Source organism: Kutzneria viridogrisea DSM 43870, assembly GCF_000525635.1.
Taxonomy (GTDB): domain Bacteria; phylum Actinomycetota; class Actinomycetes; order Mycobacteriales; family Pseudonocardiaceae; genus Kutzneria; species Kutzneria viridogrisea.
Genome location: NZ_CP007155.1, coordinates 5,406,705 through 5,419,760 on the forward strand (window position 1 = coordinate 5,406,705; position 13,056 = coordinate 5,419,760).

The 13,056-nt window shown below is 71.6% G+C and carries 9 protein-coding genes; 2 read left to right on the forward strand and 7 right to left on the reverse strand.

Annotated elements, in window-relative coordinates; all coding sequences use genetic code 11:
* Positions 1–3 precede the first annotated feature (3 nt).
* From KALB_RS23760 to KALB_RS44145, 7 genes are all read right to left on the reverse strand, one after another.
* Positions 4–1,071, reverse strand: coding sequence for a FecCD family ABC transporter permease (locus KALB_RS23760; RefSeq protein WP_025358207.1), 1,068 nt, complete (start codon positions 1,069–1,071; stop codon positions 4–6).
* Positions 1,068–2,120, reverse strand: coding sequence for a FecCD family ABC transporter permease (locus tag KALB_RS23765; RefSeq protein ID WP_025358208.1), 1,053 nt, complete (start codon positions 2,118–2,120; stop codon positions 1,068–1,070). Before KALB_RS23765 ends, KALB_RS23760 begins: the two co-directional genes overlap by 4 nt.
* Positions 2,120–3,808, reverse strand: a complete 1,689-nt coding sequence (locus tag KALB_RS23770) for an ABC transporter ATP-binding protein (RefSeq protein ID WP_025358209.1) — start codon at positions 3,806–3,808, stop codon at positions 2,120–2,122. Before KALB_RS23770 ends, KALB_RS23765 begins: the two co-directional genes overlap by 1 nt.
* A complete protein-coding gene (locus KALB_RS23775) occupies positions 3,801–5,501 on the reverse strand; it encodes an ABC transporter ATP-binding protein (protein WP_025358210.1) in 1,701 nt (566 codons plus the stop codon). The genes KALB_RS23770 and KALB_RS23775 overlap by 8 nt, the downstream gene beginning before the upstream one ends.
* A gap of 36 nt (positions 5,502–5,537) precedes the next feature.
* Complete coding sequence (locus tag KALB_RS23780) at positions 5,538–6,404, reverse strand: siderophore-interacting protein (RefSeq protein ID WP_025358211.1); 867 nt, start codon at positions 6,402–6,404, stop codon at positions 5,538–5,540.
* A gap of 315 nt (positions 6,405–6,719) precedes the next feature.
* On the reverse strand, positions 6,720–7,334 hold the full coding sequence (locus tag KALB_RS23785; protein ID WP_042222428.1) for a response regulator transcription factor: 615 nt from the start codon (positions 7,332–7,334) through the stop codon (positions 6,720–6,722).
* Positions 7,331–8,512: a sensor histidine kinase gene (locus KALB_RS44145; protein WP_148309591.1), complete on the reverse strand. Its 1,182-nt coding sequence runs from the start codon at positions 8,510–8,512 to the stop codon at positions 7,331–7,333. The genes KALB_RS23785 and KALB_RS44145 overlap by 4 nt, the downstream gene beginning before the upstream one ends.
* Before the next feature lie 177 nt (positions 8,513–8,689).
* Here KALB_RS44145 and KALB_RS23795 point away from each other — a divergent pair, with 177 nt between their 5' ends.
* Together KALB_RS23795 and KALB_RS23800 are read left to right on the forward strand one after the other, a co-directional pair.
* On the forward strand, positions 8,690–11,503 hold the full coding sequence (locus tag KALB_RS23795; protein ID WP_025358214.1) for an ABC transporter substrate-binding protein: 2,814 nt from the start codon (positions 8,690–8,692) through the stop codon (positions 11,501–11,503).
* An 80-nt stretch (positions 11,504–11,583) separates the two neighbouring features.
* Positions 11,584–12,747 carry a serine hydrolase domain-containing protein gene (locus KALB_RS23800; protein WP_025358215.1) on the forward strand — a complete coding sequence of 388 codons (1,164 nt, stop codon included), beginning with the start codon at positions 11,584–11,586 and terminating at the stop codon, positions 12,745–12,747.
* Positions 12,748–13,056: the final 309 nt, after the last annotated feature.

Genomic DNA, 13,056 nt, shown 5'->3' on the forward strand with positions numbered 1-13,056 from the left:
CGATCAGGCAAGCCCCTTGCGCGACTCCCCCACGAGCAACCAGCCGAGGTACAGACCGCCCAGCACCACCGTGGCCACCCCGACGGGCAACTGCGCGGCCGGGAAAAGCCGCTGTGCCAACAGATCCGCAACGGCCAGCAGGCACCCTCCGGTCAGACCGGAGATGGCCAGCGAGGGACCGACCGAGCGCGCGAGCCGTTTGGCGATCTGCGGTGCGGCCAGGGCCACGAAGGAGATCGGTCCGGCCGTGACGATCGCCACCGCGCTCAGCAGCACCGACATGGTGATCGCCCAGCGGCGCAAGGAGTTCACCGGCAGCCCGAGCGAGGTGGCCGCCTCGGGCCCCAGCTCCAGGGTCAGCAGCGGATTGCTCAGCGCCAGCGACGGCGGCAGCACCAGGACCAGCACCACCAGCAGGATCCACACCTGGTCCCAGCCGCGCCCGTTGAGGCTGCCCACCATCCACACCTGGGCGTTGAGCGAGTCGGTCAGCTCGGCACGGCTGAGCAGGTACGCGATTCCCGCGCTGAGCAAGGCGTTCACCCCGACCCCGACCAGCACCAGCCGGTAGCCGCGCACCCCGCCCCGATAGGCCAGCAGGTAGACCAGCACGGCGACCGCGGCCCCACCACCGACCGCCCCGACGCCGGTGGCCAGCAGGCTGGAATCGTGCATCAGCAGCATGCACACCAGCGCCCCGGCCGCCGCACCACCGTTGAAGCCGATGATGTCCGGGCTGCCCAGCGGATTGCCCGACAGGCTCTGGAAGATGCCCCCGCTGACGCCGAGCGCGGCGCCCACCAACAGGGCCACCAGCACGCGGGGCAGGCGCACGTCGTTGACGAAGTAGCGCTGTTGCAGCGTGCCCTGACCGGCCAGAGCGCGGAACACGCCCTCCACGGTGATCGGGAACTGCCCGGACAGCAGGCTGGCCAGCACCACCACCAGGCACAGGACCACCAGCACCGCGGCGATCCAGGCCGTGCGCCGGTGCAGGCGCAGCGAGATGCCCCCGCTCCTGCTGCGCAGCGTCCACTGAGGACTCTTCTGGGGACTCTCGGTGGTGGTCACAGCTTCGCCAACTGCTTTCGACGGACCAGGTGGATGAACAGGGGTGCGCCGACCACAGCGGTGATCACACCGGCCTCCAGCTCGCCGGTGGGCAGCAGCACCCGGCCGAGCACGTCGGCCCCGAGCAGCAGCAGCGGGGCGGCGATCATCGAGTAGGGCACGACCCAGCGGTAGTTCGGGCCGACCACGGCGCGCACCGCGTGCGGCACGGCCAGCCCCACGAAGCCGATCGGCCCCGCGGCGGCCGTGGCCCCGCCGCACAGCAGCACGATCGCGGTGGCGGTCAGCACACGGGTCCGGCCGATGTGCGCGCCCAGCGAGCGGCCCACCTGCTCGCCCAGCGCCAGCGCGTTGAGCGAGCCGGTGACCGACAGGCCGATCAGCGCGCCGAGCACCAGGAAGGGCAGCACCTGCCACAGCACGTCGTAGCCCCGGTTGACCAGCGAGCCGATCGTCCAGAACCGCATGAGCTGCCAGGACTTGGCGTTCATGGTGGTGAACGCGGTGATCACACCGGTCAGCACGGCGGTGACCACCGTGCCCGCCAGCGCGAGCCGCACCGGGGTCGCACCGCCGCGGCCGGTGGCACCGAGCACGTAGACCACCACGCTGGCCGCGGCGGCACCGGCCAGCGCGAACCACACGTAGCTGGACAGGCTGGTCAGCCCCAAGGCCGACACCGCGACCACCACCGCCACGGCCGAGCCCGCGTTGACCCCGAGCAAACCCGGGTCCGCCAACGGATTGCGGGTCATGGCCTGCATCAGCGCACCCGACACGCCCAGCGCCGCACCCACCGCGAGCCCGAGCAGGGTGCGCGGCATGCGCTGGTCCCACACCAGGTTCGCGTCGTAGGAGCCGTCGAAGTGGAACAGCGCGTTCCACACCGCGTCCAACGGGATGTGCTTGGAGCCCACCGCCACGCTGATCAGCACGGCCAGCAGCACCAGCCCGGCCCCGAGGAGCAGTCCGGCGGCACGCAGCACCGCGAGCCTGCGCCGGTTGGCCGCACGCGGCTGGGGCGGCCGTAACTGCGTGACGGTGGCCATCAGCTGCTCACCTTGGTACGACCGGCTTCCAGCCGGACCGCGTGCGGGAGCCGGTCTATTGTGGACTGCCGGTGCGCGATGACGATCAGCGACCGGTCGGCGTGCAGCCGGTCCAGCGCGCGCTCGATCCGGTCACCGGTCACCGGGTCCACGTCGGCGGTGGCCTCGTCCAGGATCAGCACGGCCGGGTCCACCAGCGCGGCCCGGACCAACCCGATCAGCTGCCGCTCGCCCGCGGACAGCGTGTCCCCGGTGGCGCTGACCGGCGTGTCCAGCTGTTCGGGCAGCCCCTGCACCCACTCGCGCAGCCCCAGCTCGCCCAGCGCCCAGTCGATCCGATCGTCGGTCGGCGGGCTCGGCACCAGCCGCAGGTTGTCCCGCAGCGTGCCGGTGACCACGTGGACCCGTTGCGGGATAAGCATGATCCGGCTACGCAGCTGCTCGGGGCCGATCTGCTCCAGGGGCACACCGCAGTAGCGCACGCTGCCCCCGTCGGCGGTGTAGAGCCCGGCGAGGATCTTGGCCAGGGTGGTCTTGCCCGAACCGGTCGGCCCGACCAGCGCCGAGCGGGACCCGGGCGGGAAGGCACAGGACACGTCGGTGAGCACGGAAAGCCCGTCCACGTAGGAGAAGTGCAGCGAGGAGGCCTCCAACGCGCCACGGGGCGGCACGCTGACCCCGTTCGAGCCGATCTTCGGGCGGGCGGTGGTGTCGAGCAGGTCCAGCAACCGGGCCAGGCCCACCCGCGAGGTCTGCAACTGGCCGATCAGGCTGGTCAACTGGTTGGTGGAGTCGAACAGCTGGCGCATCGCCAGCACGAACACCGCCACCGTGCTCAGCGGCATACCCCAGGCAAGCACCAGGCCGCCGCCCAGCACGAGGATCGTGGCGTCGGCCACGGCCTGCGCCACGGTGACCCCGCTCGTGCGCAGCACCACGAACTCCGAGACCAGCGTGGCACGCCGCAGCCTGCCCGCGTCGCGGTCGAAACGCTGCCGCCACTCCTGTTGCGCCCCACGGGACACGAGCAGCTCACGGGCCTGCACGCCCTCGCGGTAGGTGGCCGCGATGGACGCCTTCTCGGCGGCCTCAGCCGCGAAGGCCACGCGGGCGCCCCGCTGGAACCAGCGCATGGTGAGCACCGCCAGCGGCAGGAAGACGAACACCAGCACCAGGGTCAGCTGCCAGGAGTAGAACAACAGCATGACCGTGGTGAAGATCAGGTAGCCGCTGACCGAGAGCAGGTCGGGCAGGTCCGAACGGACGAACGAGGCCAGGTCGGCGATCTCGGCCGTGCTGCGGCGCAGCAGGTCACCGGAGCGCTGTGCCTCCAGGAACCGCAGCGGGGCCTCCGCGAGCCGGGTCACGGCCAGGTCGCGCAGCGAGGCGACGACCCGCTCACCGGCCCGTGCGAGCCAGAGTTCCGCACTGCGCAACAGGACCATGCGCGCCACGACCAGCGCGGCGAAGGTCCCGGCGGCGGCGTACAGGCCGGTGAGATCGCGCTGCTCCACGCGGTTCACGGCCCAGCCGATCACCGAGGGGAACAGGGTCATGGCCAGGGTCGCGGCCACGCTGAGCATGATCGCCAAGGCCAGGATCACCTTGTGCGGCTTGAGGAACGGCCATGCACGCCGGAGCACGGCGGTCTGCTTGGGGCGCTCGCTGAGCACCAGGGCCTCAGCCACCGTGCACACCTGCCATCTGCTCCTCGGCCCGGGTCCGCGCGGGCAGGTCCACGGTGCGGTCCGCCTCGGCGACCACGGCCGTGCGGTGACTGGCGAACACGATCGTCCTCGTTCCGTCCACTTCGGACAGCCAGGCGCGCAGCCCGGCAAGGATTCGCCGCTCGGTCCCCGCGTCCACCGCCGAGGTGAGGTCGTCCAGCACCAGCACGTCCGCTCCGTGCAGCAGGGCGCGGGCCAGGGCGATGCGCTGCAACTGCCCGCCGGACAAGGTGGTTCCGCCCTCTCCGGTCTCGGTGTCGTAGCCCTCGGGCAGGCCCGCGATGTGCTCGTGGATCGCCGCCGCGGAGCACGCCGCGTGCAGCTCCTGCTCGGTCAGGCCGGGGCGGCCCAGCACCAGGTTCTCCCGGATCGTGCCCGAGATCAGGTCGGGGCGCTGCGGCACGAAGGCCAGCCGCCTGCGGACCTCGCTCAGCCGGGTCTCGCGCAGATCGGTCCCGCCGTAGCGCACGCTGCCCGCGTCCGGGTCGTCCCAACGGGTCAGCAGCCGCAGCAGCGTGGACTTGCCCGAGCCCAGCGGTCCGGTCACCACGAGGAACTCCCCGGGCCGGGCGGTGAGGTCGATCGGCCCGACCACCCTGCCGTGCTGGGCGTGCACCTCGACCCCGCTGGCCACCAGTTCGCCCCGCGCGGGCAGGTCCACCGGCCGCGCCGGGTCGGCGACCACGGGTTCGGTGCACAGCACCTGGTTGATCCGCTTCGCCGCGGTGAGCGCCTCGCCGAGCTGGGTGAACCGGTGGGTGAGCACGCTGATCCAGTTGCCCAGCATGGTCATCCAGCTGGTGAAGGCCACCAGCCCACCGATGGTGAGCGAGCCCGCGATCACCGCCTGGCCGCCGACGAGCAGGCCGACCGCGGTGGCCAGGCCGGGCACGAACGGCCCGCCCGCGGCCCAACTCGCGGCCACCCGTGCGGTGGCGATGGTCTCCTCGGTGACCTTCTTGCTGTGCTCGGAATGCCGCTCCAGCAACGGTCCTTCTCCGCCGATGCCGCGAATGGCCGCGCTGGCGGTGAGCAGTTCCTCCACGGTGTCCGCACGTGCCCCGTGCGCGGCGGCGAGCCGCTCGTTGGCGGCGGCGAACCGCTTGGGCAGCACGATGTTCAGCGCGATCAGCAGTGGGACGGTGCCCAGGCCGACCAGTGCGAGCAACCCGTCCTGCGAGCCGATCAGCACCAGGATCACCGTGAAGCCGACGAAACCGGTGACCATCGAGGCGGCACCGGCCAGCCAGTTGTGCACGAAGTCCACGTCACGGGTGCCGCGGGTGGCCAGGTCCCCGCGTCCGAACCTCGCCAGCGAACGGCGGTCCAGCCGCATCGCCCGGTCCAGCAGGGCACCACGCAGGTCGTTGGTCGCCGACACCGCGGCGAGCGTGATCTGCCACTGCATCAGGGCGAGCCCGGCCACCAGGGTGATCGCCGTGCCCACGATGGCCAGCGCCCAGCGCAGGGTGGCCGCCTGGTCACCGGGTTGGATGCCCTGGTCGATGGCGTACTCCACGCACAGCGGGAAGACCACCGAGGACAGCTGGAACACCGTGCCCCCGGCGACCGCCGCCAGCACCCGAACCCAGTTCCGGCGCAGGCAGTCCGCCAGCAGCCGGGCCGCCCCCTTGCGCCCGTGGCCGAGCGTCATCGCTTCTCCCCTGTCCCAGACCGGCTTCTCGGGTGATCAGTCCTCGCTGCCGACCGGTTCGTGCGGGGCGTCCTCGGACTTGCCCTGTCGCCAGTACCCGCAGAAGTAGATCCGCTTGCGGTCCACCCCGCGCTCGCCCACCAGGTGCCTGCGCAGCCCACGCACCAGGCCCGACTCACCGGCCAGCCAGGCGTAGCCGGGGCCCTCGGGCAGTTGCGCGGCACGGACCGCCGCCAGCAGGGCGGACCCGCCCCCGGCGTGCACCCCGTTGCGCGGCAACCAGGTCACCGACACGTCCCCCGCGGTCTGCCACTGCTGGCGGTCCGCCTCGGTCGGCACCTCCAGGAACACCAGGGCCCGCTCGCCCTCGGCCAGCCCCTCCACGATGCCGCCGATCGCGGGCAGCGCGGTCTCGTCCCCGGCGATCAACTGCCAGGTCGTGTCCGCGGGCGGGGCGTAGTCCGAGCCCATGCGCGAGCCCTCGGCGTAGTCGGTGAACCGCGCGTTGGGAGCCCAGATCACGGCGCGGTCCCCCGGCGCGGCGCCGCCCGCCCAACTGGAGGCCGGTCCGGTGTCGCCGTGCCGCACGAAGTCCACGTCGATCTGGCCGGGGCGCGCCGAGCGGATCGTGTAGGTCCGCATCACCGGCCGTTCGCGTTCGGGCATGTCCCGGTAGCGCGCGTACCAGTCGGGGCCGGTGGGCACGCGCGGGCTGGTCTCGCCCGCGCGCGGCAGGAAGATCTTGATTCGTTGGTCCGGGCCGCAGGTGGTCACCTCGCGCAGCCCCGGCCCGCCGAAGGTCACCCGCACCAGGCTTTCGCCGATCGGCAGGGTGGCCAGCACCTCCGCGTCGAAGTGCAGGAAGGGCTCGACCTCCAGGGTGGCGGACTTGCTGGCTGCCATGCGTGGACCATCTCTCGTGATACCGGACCGTTGAGGCGAAGGTTAGCCTAACCATAGTCCGTACCGCGAGTGCCGATCAGGGTCAGAGTGCCACGAAGGTGCCGTTCGCGACGGTGAACGCCGTGAACGGCACCTTCGTGACATGGCGGGGTGGGCGGGCCGGATCGCGTCGCACTGCCATGAAGGTGCCGTTCGGGACACCCAACGCCGTGAACGGCACCTTCAGGACATGGCGCCACCGAGACGCGCCGCGAAGGCGGCCGTGGCAGGCCCACGTGGCCCACCCACCACGCCGTGAACGGCACCTTCAGGACGCTACGACGGCCCGATCTCGTAGTCGCGCACCCGCGGCGGGATGTCCTCGCGGCTGCGGATCGGGTCGCCCGCCGCGGCGAACTTGGCGTAGATCCGGCTCAGGTGGGTGCGCACGCTGCCCACGCTGATGCGCAGCCGGTGCGCGGTCGCCTCCAGGGTGCAGCCCGTGCCGTACAGGTGCAGCACCTCCACCTGGCGCTCGGTCAACCTGGGCGGTTGCAGGGTGATGATGAACGCCAGCTCGGGGGTCATCGCCAGCTCACCGGCGTGCACGGCACGGATGGCCTCGGCGAGCTTGTCGGTGTCGTCGTCCTTGAGCAGGTAGCCGGAAGCCCCGGCACGGATCGTGTCGCGCACGTGGTGGCGGTCGCCGTGCACCGACATCACCAGCACCCGAGCGCCGGTCTCCCGTATGGCGGCCACGTTCTGGCTCGGGTCCCGGCCGTCCTCCAGGATCAGGTCCAGCAGCACCACATCGGCCGACAGCCCCGCCCGCAGGTGGTCGTGCACGCTGGTGCTCGTGCCGACCACCTGGATCCCGGGCACCGGCGCCAGCATCGCGCGCAGCCCGGCGGGCACGAGCTTGTCGTTGTCGACCACCGCCACGTCGATCACCCGGGCCACCTCAGCTTGATCCTCGTGCCCTGCTCCGGCGCGCTGTCCACCTCGGCAAGGCCGCCGACCTCGCGCATCCGCCCCAGGATCGACTCCGGCAGGCCGCGCCCGGTCACCGCGCGCACGGGGTCGAAGCCCACCCCGCGGTCAACGATCTCCACCACCACGCCGCCGCCGGAGGGCAGCGCGGTCAGCCAGGCCCGGTCGGTACCCGCGTGCGAGGCCACGTTGTTCAGCGCCTCGCGACTGGCCCCGCTCAGCGCGCCGACCACCTCCGGGCTCAGATCCGCGGGCAGGTCGGAGAACTGGTAGTGCACCCGGACCCCGCGCGCGGCGTGGTCCGCGCAGGCCTCGGTCAGCGCCAGCGACAGGTCGGTCAGCGTGCTGTTCGGCTCGTCAGGTGTCAGTCCCCGCAACAGGTTCGCGTTGACCGCGCACTGCCTGCGGATCTCCGCGTCCGGGTGCGCCACCGGCCCGCGCCCCGCCAGCGCCGTGAGCAGGGACAGCGGCCCGTCGTGCAGCGCCCGGTAGCGGCGGCTCTGCTCCTCGAAGTGCCGCGCCCGCTCCTGCTCCAACGCGTGCCGTTCCCGGCTGGCCACCAGTTCGCTGGTCGCCGCGTCGACCTGGGCCGCGGCCTTGCGCAGCGCGTCGGCGACCATGCCACCGAACCACGAAGCCCCCAACTGCCAGCAGAGCACGCTCAACGTGGCCATCACGTCGTAGCCCTGGAGCTGGGTCGCCGGGACCTGCGCGACCCAGTACGCCCCGGCCAGCACCAGGCAGCACACCGCGGCCCGCTTGGGCGGCAACAGGATCGCCGTGGACAACGAGGACGCGATCGCCAGCGCCTCCAGGTCCGAGTCGCTGATCGTGCTGAGGAAGAACTCCGGCGCCACCGCGAGGCTCAACGCCAGCAGGCAGATCGCGACCAACGCCGTGTCCACCAGCGCAACCCAGGCGGGCAAGGGATCCCGGCACACGGCAAGTACCAGGAACACCACGCTCCAACCCAGCGCCACCACGTAGCAGGCACCGGCCAGCACGGGGTTGGTGTACAGGTGCTGACCTGCGCCGAAGACCACGCTCAGCGCCACCTGGGGGAACACCAGCACCCGCAGCAGCACCAGGCCGACCAGCACGACCGCGCGGCGGTGCCTGCGCAGACCTGCCTCCCCCACGCCGTTCACACCTCCAGATCTTGGCTCACCAGGCACGTTCACGGTGTCAGAACGCCAACTTCGGCCGCCAGGTCGCGCAGGTGCGACCTGGCGGATCGGCCGCTCGTGGCGCCAAGTGCAGGTAGGTGGCGAACACCTGCGATACGCTCGAGGATCAAGAATGCGTGAGGTACTGCTGTGGGGGACAACAGCCAGGAGCTGTTCAGCGATCCGCCGACGTCCAACGAGATGCCGGTGTTCAACGGCGTGACGGAACTGGTCGACCTGGTCGAGCAGCTGACGCGGCGTCCGAAGTGGGGGGACACCCCGAGCGAGCCGGTCAGCAGGCGGGAGAGCAGGGTGCGGCGGGGCCTGCCGCTGCTCTGCCTGATCCGCACTCAGCCACACGACGGGCTGTTGCCCGCGCTGGGCGACAAGTTGGCGACGGCCAGCCCGTCCCGCATCCCGCACGCCTACCTACGGCTCAACGAGGAGTTCGGCACCGGGACGCGCACCCGTCTCACCGATCACGACCCGTTGGACCACGCGGACGTCGAGGTGCTGCGCGCGCTCCTGCTCGCCGTCGCCGCCGAGTTGAGCAGGAGCGTCAACTCGCGCTGGGGCCGGTTCCGGTTCCCCGCGCTGTTCCTGATGACCGGGCTGATGGAACAGGACCTGGACGAGCTGGCCGAACCCGGGGAGCGGACCTCGAAGCTGCGATCCTGGTTGCGCCAGCGGGACATCACCTCGAGGCTGGAGAACTCCCTGGGCGCGGCCACCTCGGTGCCCAGCGACGGCCCGACCTGGCTGGGCTGGGTGGCCAGGGCACTGCGCCTGCTGCCGCCACTGCTGTTCGCGGCCAAGGTCACCGGCCGGGCACCGGGCCTGTCCGGGATCTACCGGTGGTTCCTGCGCCAGCCCTACCTGTCCCCGCAGATCCCCGGGGACTTCATCGGTTTCGCCGAGCGGCTCACCGCCGGTGAGTGGGCCCGCGAGGACCCCGAACAGGTGGCCAGGCTGCTGGTCAACGCGCTGCTGGAGGACCTGCGGCGGTCCTACCGCTGGCGGCCGTGGCAGTTGCGCGGCAAGCGCAGGAGCACCTACACCGCGCTGCTGCTGGACAACATCACCCGGGCCAACGGCGGGTACACCCTGCTGCGCATGATCAACTCTGTGCGCAACGAGATCGGTCGCTTCGACCCGCTGCTGGTGATCAGCGCCAGTCGCAAGGTGCCGCCCAGCGCGGTGGAACCCGGGGACCACACGCACAAGCCGGTGGTCTACAACGCGGACAAGGCCGCGGTGGGGCACGGGCACTGGCGCGACTCGCTCGCCAACGACAGGAGGGCCAGGAGGTCCACGGCCTGGTACCTGCGGGTGCTGGTGCCCGGCGCGCCCACCGGGGAACAGGTCGAGGAACTCAGGCAGACGTTCCGCCCGCGCGAGCGGTACGTCGTGCCCCCGGCGCCCTGGCTGGTCTCCCGGACCACACGTGTGCTGCTGGTGGTCGCGCTCGCCGCCAGCGCGGCAGTGGGCGCCTGGCAGTGGACCGACCACCGCTGCGGGGATTGGGGCGCGCTGCCCTGGTACTCACTTGGCCTGACGCGCACCGTGGACGGCTGCGCCGGGGTCACCGACGGCTCCGCCGACATCTTCGAACCGACCTCCGGGCCGTTGCAGTTCAGACAGGTGCTCGACGCCGTGCTGGCGAACAACCGCGAGGCCGTGCAGTTGCACGCTGATCATCCGGACTGGCCTTACCTGACCCTGGTCAACATGCAGGCGTTCACCGCCGCCGACGACAAGGCCGACAGCCTGACCGCGCAGCGCGAGGGCCTGGAGGGTGTCGCTGTCGCGCAGAGGGCCCAGTTGACCACGGCCAGCAGGACCGAGCCGATCGTCCGCGTGCTGATCGCCAACGCGGGCCGGAACATGCTCCAGGGTCCCGCGGTCGCCGCGCAGCTGGGCCGGATGGCGGTCAGCGACCCCAGCATCGGCGGGGTGGTCGGGCTGGACATGAGCAGCAAGCCGACCCAGGACACCATCGACGCGCTGACCACCGCGGGGCTGCCGATGGTCGCCTCCACGCTGTCCGCCGACTCGCTGGTCGACAAGAACCCGTTGTACTTCCAGGTGGCCCCGCAGAACCGCCGGGAGGCGGCGTTCGCGGCCGAGTTCGCCAGGAACACCGGAGCCGTTCCGCACGGGCCCGGCACCAAGGTCCGCGTGTACTACACGGCCGATCCCCAGGACACCTACAGCACGAACCTGGCCGATGACGTGGCCACCGCGTTCACCGACCGGAACTTCGTGGTGGACAAGGTCCAGTACGACCCGGCGGGCAAGGACGGCAAGCCCGCGAACGCCGCTGGTCGCGACACCTGTGGCTTCCGGGGAATCGTCTACTTCGCGGGCCGGGGCGTGCCGGACTTCCAGGACTTCCTCAACGGCGCGCAGCAGTGCGAGGTCACCGCGACCTACCTCGCCGGGGACGACGTGACCCGCTACGTGGCCGACACCGCCAAGCGACAGGCCAACAAGGCGGTTCCCTTCTACTATGTGTCCTTCTCGGTGGCCAACGAGAGCAAGGCGGCCGCCGGTGCGCCGGAGGGGACCAACGGCACCACGTTCGGGCTGTCGGACCAGTTCGGCTTCGAGAGCCCGGACAACCTCGCATCGCGTTCCCTGGACGGCCACGCGGCCCTCTCCTTCGACGCGACCAGGGTGCTGATCAGCGCGGCCAGGTACCTCGCTCAGCACGACATCCCGATCACCCCGGCCGGGCTGTGGCGGGAGATCGGGCTGATCAACCGCGCCACTGACCTGGCCGACCAGGGCAACACGGCCCTCGCCGGGGTCACCGGCGACATCGACTTCGGCGGCAGCCTGACCCACCACGTACCGCAGAACAAGGCCATCGCCATGTTGCGGGTGGTCTCCGGCGAGGTCGTCAGCAAGGTCGTCGCCGCCTGCCCGGCGGAGAAGTGGTGCCCGCAGGACAACGGCCGCTAGTGCCGTCCGCGCGGCGATGAGTTCTCGCGCCCGCCCGAGTCCAAGCTCGTACAGTCCGTGCACCGTAGGAGGAGGACGCAGTGAGCACAGGTCTGACGGCGGCGGGGATCGAGAAGCTGCGCGAGACCGCAGCCGAACACGTGGGCGACACGCAGGTGCCCGGCCTCGTCGCGCTCGTGGCAAGCGGCGAGCAGGTGCACGTCGAATCCTTGGGGCACTTGACGATCGGCGGTGCCCCCGTGGCACGCGACTCGCTGTTCCGGATCGCCTCCACCACCAAGCCGATCACCGCCGCGGCCGTGCTCCGGCTCGTCGACGAGGGCCTGGTCGACCTCGACGAGCCGGTCGACCGGCTGCTGCCCGAACTGGCCAATCCGCGCGTGCTGCGCCGGCCGGACGGGCCGCTGACCGACACCGTGCCCGCGCGGCGCGCGATCACCGCCCGCGACCTGCTCACCTTCACCGGCGGCTTCGGCATGGCCATGGAGATGTTCGCCGCCGCGACACCCTGGCCGGTGGACCAGGCTCAGCGCTCCCTCGGGCTGGCCACCTTCGGTCCGCCCGAACCCGCCGTGCAGCCCGACCCCGACACCTGGATCGCCAACCTCGGCAGCCTGCCCCTGCTCGCCCAGCCCGGTGAGCGCTGGCTGTACAACACCGGTTCCTCCGTGCTCGGCGTGCTCGCTGCCCGTGCCGCGGGCACCCCGTTCGCCGAGGTCCTGCGCAGCCGCCTGTTCGAGCCGCTCGGCATGCGCGACACCCGGTTCTGGGCCGCCGACAGCTCGCGGCTGGCCACCGCCTACGTGTCCGGGCCCGGTGGGCTCCTCGTCTGGGACCAGCCCGATGGCGCGTGGAGCCGCCCGCCCGCCTTCGGTGACGGCGCTGCCGGGCTGGTCTCCACCGCCGAGGACCTGCTCGCCTTTGCCCGGATGCTGCTGCGCGGCGGCTCGCCCGTGCTGTCCGCCGAGGCCGTGCGTGGCATGACCACCGATCAGTTGACCGCCGAGCAGAAGGCACGCGGTGGCCTCGGGCCGGACTTCTTCACCGGACGGTCCTGGACGCTTGGCCAATCCGTGCTCGACAGCGGCGCCTACGGGTGGGACGGCGGGCTCGGCACCTCGTTCCTCGTGGACCCCGGCCGGGACCTGATCGTCATCGTGCTGACCCAGCGCATGTTCGACAGCCCCGAGCCGCCGCCCGTGCACCGCGCAATCCAGGCCGCCGCCTACGCCGCACTCGCCTGACCACACCCCACATGTCATGAAAGTGCCTTGGGTTCAGGGGGTGGTTGCAACATCCCTGGTGACCGAGTGGAGTGGTGATGACTGGACGGGCCCGCCAGGCTGGGGCCTCGCGCCGAAGCCAGCGGCTCCGCGTACCCCAAGGCGGGACTCACGCCCCACGGAACGGGACTCGCACAACCCAGAGCGGGACTCGCACCCGCCAGACCGAGACTCGCGGGCCACGGGACGGGACTCGCGCGTCCCAAGACGGGGCCGCGCCCGCCAGACTGGGGCTCACTCGGAACCCAGCGGCTTCACACACCCCAAGGC

Coding starts and splice junctions, on each gene's coding strand:
- KALB_RS23765 (WP_025358208.1), bottom strand. CDS start 2,120: ATGGCCACCGTCACGCAGTTACGGCCGCCCCAGCCGCGTGCGGCCAAC.
- KALB_RS23775 (WP_025358210.1), bottom strand. CDS start 5,501: ATGACGCTCGGCCACGGGCGCAAGGGGGCGGCCCGGCTGCTGGCGGAC.
- KALB_RS23780 (WP_025358211.1), bottom strand. CDS start 6,404: ATGGCAGCCAGCAAGTCCGCCACCCTGGAGGTCGAGCCCTTCCTGCAC.